Genomic DNA, 7,195 nt, shown 5'->3' with positions numbered 1-7,195 from the left:
TCGGCCTGCTCGATCTGCTCCAAGTACAGGACGTCTCTCATCGCAAAATAAATTTTGTACATAAAGAAGGGTTTTGTCAAACACTTTCGCCAGCCGTGCGGCAGGACTGGAGACGCGATGAAACGCAGATCGGCACACAGAACCGGAGCCACGGAGTGGCGGCGCCGCGCCCGGGGGACGGTGGTCAGGTGTCGGGCTTGGAGTGCCGGGATGGGACAGGTCGGGATCGCGGGGCCGGGGCGCCGCGGGGGCGGAGGGCGTCGATGAGCGCGCGTGCCTGGACGGCCTTCGCGGTGGTGTCCGCGCTGTGGGGAATCCCGTACCTGCTCATCAAGGTCGCGGTCGACGAGGGGGTGCCGCCGGGGTTCGTCGCGTGGGTGCGTGTCGTGCTGGGGGCGGTGGCGCTGCTGGCCTTCGCGCCGCGCGCCGGGGTGCTGAAGGTGTTCCGGGGAAAGGTCCGATGGCTCGCCGTCTTCGCGCTGAGCGAGATCGTCGTGCCGTTCCCCCTGATCGCGGTCGGTGAGCAGCATGTCTCCTCCTCCCTTGCCGCCATCCTCATCGCCGCCGCCCCGCTGTTCGTCGCCCTGCTCGCCCTGCGCTTCGACGCGAGCGAGCGGGTGCGGGGCACGCGACTGGCCGGGCTCGTCATCGGCCTGGCCGGTGTGGTGGCGCTCATGGGAGTGGACGTCGCCGGCCGGGCGGACGAGGCGTTCGGGGCCGTGGCCATCCTCGCGGCCGCCCTGTTCTACGCGGCCGGGCCGATGGTGCTGAAACGGCACCTGTCCGGAGCCGACCCGCGCGCCTCGATGGGCGCGACCCTCATCCTGGCATCGGTGCTGCTGTCCCCTGCGGCCGTGCTCACCCCACCGGCCTCCATGCCCCCTCCCCCGGCGATCGTCGCGCTGCTGGTGCTGGGACTGCTGTGCACGGCCGCGCCGCTCGTCCTCTACAGCGTGCTCATCGCCGAGGCGGGAGCCGGTCGCGCCCTGCTCATCACCTATGTCAATCCGGTCGTGGCGGTGGTGCTGGGGGTGAGCATCCTCGGTGAGCGTCCGGGGCCGGGGACCATCGCGGGGATGCTCCTGATCCTCGCGGGCTCGTGGCTGTCCGCGCGCGGCGGCCCGCGCGGCCACCCCACGCCCGCCGATCCCGCCGTCGCGAGCCGGGCCCCCGACGGGCCGGCGGCGGAGGCCGGACACGCCCGCTGAGCGCGGAGGGCGGCTTCGGGACGGGCACCGGTGCGCGGCCGGTCAGCGGCTCGTGCGCGTGCGGTCAGCGCCTTGGCCGAGGCTGCGTGAGGGAACACCGCGACTCACGCATAAGGAGCTCGAAATGGCGGATCCGGCATGACCGGCGTCACCCCCATGGCCGGTCGCAAAGAGTGGATCGGGCTGGCCGTCCTGGTGCTGCCCTGCCTGCTGGTGTCGATGGACGTCAGCGTGCTGTTCTTCGCGCTGCCGTTCATCAGCGCCGATCTGGCCCCGACCGGGACACAGCAGCTATGGATCATGGACGTCTACGGGTTCGTGCTGGCCGGCATGCTGATCACGATGGGATCACTCGGTGACCGGATCGGACGCCGCCGGTTGCTGCTGATCGGGGCCGCCGCGTTCGGCCTCGCCTCGGTCGTCGCGGCGTACTCCACCAGCGCCGAGCTGCTGATCGCCACCCGCGCGCTGCTGGGACTGGCCGGGGCCACCCTGATGCCCTCGACGCTGGCGCTGATCCGCAACATGTTCCACGATGGCGGCCAGCGCAAGACCGCGATCGCCATCTGGACCGGCGGCATGACCGGAGGCGCGGTGATCGGGCCCATCGTCGGGGGGTTCCTGCTGGAGCACTTCTCGTGGGGATCGGCCTTCCTGGTCAACGTGCCTGCCATGGTCCTGCTGCTGGTCCTCGGGCCGATCCTGCTGCCGGAGTACCGCGCCCCGGCCCTGGGCAGGTTCGACCTGGTCAGCGCGGCGCTGTCGCTGACCGCCGTGCTCCCGGTGATCTACGGGGTCAAGCAGACGGCGGTCGACGGCCTGGACCTGATCCCGGTGCTCGCCATCGTCGCGGGACTGCTCGCCGGCGTGGTGTTCGTCCGGAGGCAGCGGACGCACTCCGCCCCGCTGATCGACATCGGGCTCTTCCGTAACCGGACGTTCAGCGCCTCGCTCGCCGTGAACGTGGTGACGATGTTCGGCTTCATCGGGATCACGCTGTTCACCAACCAGTTCCTGCAACTGGTGCTCGGCATGCGTCCCTTCGCCGCCGCGCTGTGGTCGCTCAGCGTGCTGCCGGCCATCTCGGCCGCCATCGTGCTGTCGGGCGTCTTCGCCGCCCGGGTACGTCCCGCCTACATTCTGGCCGTGGGACTGCTCGTCACCACCGCCGGATTTGTCGTGCTCATCGGAGTGCGGGTGGACTCGCCGCTGTGGGTCCTGCTGGTGGCCGCCGGTACGGTGGCCGCCGGCATCCTGACGGTCGCCACCCTGACGGCCGACCTGATCCTCACCGCCGCCCCTCCGGAGCGGGCCGGCGCCGCCTCGGCCCTGTCGGAGACGGGCAGTGAGCTGGGCGGGGCCCTCGGCATGGCGACCCTCGGAAGCATCGGGGCCGCCGTCTACCACCACCGGATGGCCGACCTGCTGCTCCCCGGCGGCCCGGCCGGGTCCGGGCTGCCCGCCGAGGCGCTGCGGGCGGCGAGCGAGACCCTCGGCGGGGCCGCCGCCGTGGCCGGGCGGATGCCCGGTCCTGCGGGCGCGGCGCTGCTCGACGCGGGCCGGGAGGCCTTCACCCAGGGCATGAACGCGACCGCGATCGCGGGGGCCGTGGTGATGGCCACCTCGGCCGTTGTCGTCATCGTCCTGCTGCGCGGCCTCCCCGCGGGGTCACCGCCCGCTCGGGACGCCGCCTACCAGGGCGAACCCGCCGTCCAGCACTGAAGATCCGCGATCGGCTCCCGCGCCGGCTCACCCCGGGGCGGGAGCGCGAAGGCCGGCGGCGAGCAGGGCGTGCAGCGCCCGGTTGAACTCCGCGGGCCGCTCCAGGTTCGGCAGGTGCGCGGCCCCGTCGACCACCACCAGCGTGGCCCCGGGAATGCGCCGGTGCATGAACTCCGCGTCGGCCACCGGGGTGTACTCGTCGTCCCGTCCGACCACCACCAGCGCGGGCACCGTGATCCGCGGCAGCAGGTCGCCGTAGTCGGGTCGTTCGGCGCGGCCGCGCAGCGCCGCCGCGGCGCCCTCGGGCGGAGCCGCGCGCATCATGCCGAGCACGTGCTCGGCGACCTCCGGCAGGGCCTCGATGTTGTACGGGGCCACCATCTTCGCGAGCACCTCGTCGGCGTAGGGCCGCATGCCCTCCCGCAGAAGGCGGTCCGCCTGCCGCCCGCGAAGCTCCCTTCCCTCGCCGGTCTCGGCCTGGGCGAAGGTGTCGGCGAGCAGCAGCCCCCGCACCCGTCCGGGGAACAGCCGGCAGAACTCCATCACGATCTGGCCGCCCATGGACAGCCCGCCGATCACCACCTGGTCGAGCCCCAGGTGGTCGAGCAGCGCGGCGATGTCGCGGGCGAACGTGTCCAGCGACGTCTTCCCGGGGACCACCGTGCTCTCTCCGTAGCCACGCAGGTCGGGGGCGATGACCCGCAGTCCGGCGCCGGCGAACTCGGTGAGCTGCGGCGCCCACATCGACCGGTCGAAGGGGTGACCGTGGATCAGCACCAGGGGCGCGCCCTCGCCTCGGTCGTCGTATCCGACGGTGATCCCGTTGACGAAAGCCCTGCCCATCACGTCCACTTCCTCCCGAATCCCCGCGCGTTCCCCGCCGCGATGACGGCGATGCTAGGCCGGGCAGCGTATCGAGGGCAATAGAATCATTGCTCTCGGTGCAATCTACGATTTGAGATGAGCTGCCTGATGAGGGACTACCGGCTGGTCGCCGACGCCGTGGCCGCCGACATCGCCGCCGGCCGCCTGCGCCCGGGCGACCGGCTCCCGACACAGCGTGCGTTCGCCCGGCAACGGGGGATCGCCGGCTCCACGGCCAACCGGGTGTACCGCGAGCTCGCCCGGCGCGGGCTCGTCGTCGGCGAGGTGGGACGCGGCACGTTCGTACGGGCGGGCGAGCGCTCACCCGGGCCGGCGCTGGTCGAGCCGGGGACCGCCCGCGTCGACCTGGAGCTGAACTATCCGGTCGTGGCCGAGCAGGCGGCCCTGCTCGCCGGAGGCCTCGGCCGGCTGCTGCGCCCGGACGTCCTGGACTCGGCCCTGCGGCCGGTCGGCGCGTCCGGGACTCCCGAAGCCCGCGACGCGACGGCGCGGCTGCTGGCCCGCGACGGCTGGGAGCCGGATCCGGCGCACGTCCTGTTCGCCGGGAACGGCCGCCAGGCGATCGCGGGCGCGATCGCCGCCCTGGTCCCCGCAGGCGGGCGGCTGGGCGTCGAAGCCCTCACCTACCCGATGATCAAGGCGATCGCCGCCAGGCTCGGCGTCACCCTGGTCCCCCTCGCCACCGACGAGGCGGGCCTGCGCCCGGACGCCCTGGCCGCCGCGCACCGCGCCACCCCGCTCCGCGCGGTCTACCTGCAGCCGACGTTGCACAACCCGCTGGCGGTCACCATGCCCCTGCCACGACGCGCCGAGCTGGCCGCCACGCTGCGCGAGCTGGGGCTGTACGCGATCGAGGACACCATCTGGGCCTTCCTGCACGAGGGCGGCGAGCCCCCGCTCATGGCCCTGGCCCCCGAGCACACGATCCTGGTCGACAGCCTCTCGAAGCGGCTGGCCCCCGGCCTGACGGCGGGCTTCGCGGTCACGCCGCCCTCCCTGGCCGCCCCGGTCGCCGCCGCCCTTCGGTCCGGGGCCTGGACGGCGACGGGGTTCGCCCTGCGGGCCGTGACCGGCTGGATGGCCGACGGCACCGTGACCGCGGTGGAGCGGGCCAAGCGCCGCGACGCGGCGGCACGCCAGGAGGCCGCCGCACGGTGCCTCGCGGGGTTCACCGTGCGGTCGGACCCGCACTCGTACTACTGCTGGTGGGAGCTGCCGGAGCCGTGGCGGGCCGAGACCTTCGTGGCGGCCGCGGCCCGCCGCGGCATCGCGGTCACCCCCGCCGCCTCCTTCGCCGTGGGCTCGGCGAGCGCCCCTCCGGCGGTGCGCATCGGCCTCGCCTCCCCGCCGGTCGCGGTGGTGTCGCAGGCCCTGGAGGCACTGGCCGCCCTCGCGCGGGGCACCCCCGAAGACGCCGCCTCCGACTGAGCCCGCATGGTTCGTCCCGAAGTCCGGACGGGCTTTGACACCCCCGATTCGCCCGATTAGCGTGCGAGGAGAAACAGATGCTCTGAATAACATCTGCTACGTCCAAGGAGTGCCCGTGTCAGGTGCGACATGGAGCCTGCTGGCGTCGACCTTCACCGCCTCCTTCGTGGAGTTCGTCGAGGCACTGACGATCGTCCTGGCCATGGGCGTCACCCGGGGGTGGCGGCCGGCGCTCGCCGGCACCGCGGCCGCGGTCGTGACCCTGGTCGCCTTCACCGTGTTCGCGGGATACGCCCTGAGCACCTGGCTCCCCCAGTCCCTGCTCCAGCTCGTCGTCGGCACGCTGCTCCTCATCTTCGGCCTCCAGTGGCTCCGCAAGGCCGTACTGCGGTCGGCGGGCCTGAAGGCCCGGAACGACGAGGCCGAGGAGTTCGCCTCGCAGGCCGCCGCGGCACGCGAGGCCGCCTCCCGCACCCGCTTCGGCCTCGACACCTTCGCCTTCCTGGTCTCCTTCAAGGGGGTCTTCCTCGAAGGCGTCGAAGTCGTGTTCATCGTGGTCACCTTCGGCCTGAGCGCCGCGAACATGCCGACGGCCGCCGGTGGCGCGGCACTCGCCTGCGCGGTGGTGCTCATCGCCGGGATCGTGCTGCACCGGCCGCTGGCGATGATCCCCGAGAACACGCTGAAGTACGGCGTGGGCCTGATGCTGGCCGGTTTCGGCACCTTCTGGGCCGTGGAGGGGCTCGGGGTGTTCACCGGCGGCGGCAGCCTCGCCTGGCCCGGTGGCGACTGGGCCATCCCCGTCCTGGTGGCCTGCTGGCTGCTGGCTTCCCGCGCGCTCGTCTTCGCTCTCCCCCGTCTGAAGCTGGAGGTGGTCAGATGACATTTTTGAGGGGATTTGCGCAGTTCTGGTATGACTTCATCGTCGGTGACGACTGGAAGATCGCGGTCGCGGTGGTGTCCGCGCTGGCGGTGGTGCTCGCCGCGCTGCTGGCAGGGCTCGATGGTACGGGCGCCGCCGTGCTCGGCGGGACGCTGCTGGTGGCCTTCTTCGTCGTCAGCGTCGTCATCGACGTCAGGCGATCCTGACGCCACCCGGCCACGTGCCCGTGGCCGCGGTGGAGGAGCGGAACCGATGCCGGCGGGCCCGGCCTGAGAGGACCCCATGACCTCCCCCTCCACGCGCTCCGCCGAAGTGCATCACCACCACAGGGACGTGACCGGCGGCTGGCTGCGGCCCGCCGTCTTCGGTGTCATGGACGGGCTGGTGTCGAACGCGTCGCTCATCGCGGGCGTGGTGGGCGGCGGGGCCGGCGCCCAGGCCGTCACCATCGCCGGGCTGGCCGGGCTCGCCGCCGGAGCCTTCTCGATGGCCACCGGCGAGTACACCTCGGTGCGCTCGCAGTCCGAGATGACCCTCGCCGAGATCGCCGTCGAGCGCCGGGAGATCGCCAGGAACCCCGAGGCCGAGGAGCGCGAGCTGGCGCTGCTGTACGAGTCGCGCGGGCTGACGCCCGAGCTGGCCGGCCAGGTGGCCCACCAGCTGCACCGGCGGGACGAGGTCGCCTGGCGGGTGCACGCACGCGAGGAGCTCGGCGTCGACCCCGACGACCTTCCCTCACCGTGGGTGGCGGCCGGGTCGTCGTTCCTGGCCTTCGCGCTCGGGGCGTTCGTCCCGCTGCTGCCCTTCCTGCTCGGCTTCGGCTCGGTGGTGGCGGCGATCGTGCTCACGGCGGCCGGGCTGTTCGCCACCGGTGCCGTCGTCGCGCGGCTCACCCGCAGGTCGCCTGTGTTCGGCGGCGCCCGGCAGCTCCTCCTCGGCACGGCGGCCGCCGCGGTCACCTACGGGATCGGCCACCTCGTCGGCGCGGCGATCTCCTGACCACGCGCGTCATGGGCGGGCGTACGTCTCTTTCGCAGCAAGGACGACCAGGCCCGATTTGCGGGGTTTT

Annotated in this window: 7 protein-coding genes; 6 read left to right on the top strand and 1 reads right to left on the bottom strand. The window is 72.8% G+C overall.

The features are described 5' to 3' along the window. The first annotated feature begins 263 nt into the window (after positions 1 to 263). A complete protein-coding gene (locus tag ABD810_RS22055) occupies positions 264 to 1,208 on the top strand; it encodes a DMT family transporter (protein WP_344943412.1) in 945 nt (314 codons plus the stop codon). A gap of 138 nt (positions 1,209 to 1,346) precedes the next feature. Beyond that, positions 1,347 to 2,930: an MFS transporter gene (locus tag ABD810_RS22050; RefSeq protein WP_344943409.1), complete on the top strand. Its 1,584-nt coding sequence runs from the start codon at positions 1,347 to 1,349 to the stop codon at positions 2,928 to 2,930. Between the two features lie 27 nt (positions 2,931 to 2,957). Here ABD810_RS22050 and ABD810_RS22045 read toward each other — a convergent pair whose 3' ends face one another. Further along, a complete protein-coding gene (locus ABD810_RS22045; protein WP_344943433.1) occupies positions 2,958 to 3,773 on the bottom strand; it encodes an alpha/beta fold hydrolase in 816 nt (271 codons plus the stop codon). Between the two features lie 117 nt (positions 3,774 to 3,890). Between ABD810_RS22045 and ABD810_RS22040 the strand changes: the two genes are divergently transcribed. From ABD810_RS22040 to ABD810_RS22025, 4 genes are all read left to right on the top strand, one after another. After that, positions 3,891 to 5,243, top strand: a complete 1,353-nt coding sequence (locus ABD810_RS22040) for an aminotransferase-like domain-containing protein (RefSeq protein WP_344943406.1) — start codon at positions 3,891 to 3,893, stop codon at positions 5,241 to 5,243. A gap of 115 nt (positions 5,244 to 5,358) precedes the next feature. Then, on the top strand, positions 5,359 to 6,126 hold the full coding sequence (locus ABD810_RS22035) for a COG4280 domain-containing protein (RefSeq protein ID WP_344943403.1): 768 nt from the start codon (positions 5,359 to 5,361) through the stop codon (positions 6,124 to 6,126). Next, the gene (locus tag ABD810_RS22030; RefSeq protein WP_344943400.1) at positions 6,123 to 6,332 is read left to right on the top strand and encodes a hypothetical protein; all 210 of its coding nucleotides are present in this window, start codon (positions 6,123 to 6,125) and stop codon (positions 6,330 to 6,332) included. The genes ABD810_RS22035 and ABD810_RS22030 overlap by 4 nt, the downstream gene beginning before the upstream one ends. A 76-nt stretch (positions 6,333 to 6,408) precedes the next feature. After that, positions 6,409 to 7,125: a VIT1/CCC1 transporter family protein gene (locus ABD810_RS22025; RefSeq protein ID WP_344943397.1), complete on the top strand. Its 717-nt coding sequence runs from the start codon at positions 6,409 to 6,411 to the stop codon at positions 7,123 to 7,125. Positions 7,126 to 7,195 lie beyond the last annotated feature (70 nt).

It is taken from the genome of Sphaerisporangium flaviroseum (assembly GCF_039537005.1).
Lineage (GTDB): Bacteria > Actinomycetota > Actinomycetes > Streptosporangiales > Streptosporangiaceae > Sphaerisporangium > Sphaerisporangium flaviroseum.
Note: the sequence above shows the minus strand (reverse complement) of the source record. Positions and strands in the feature narration are given on the sequence as shown.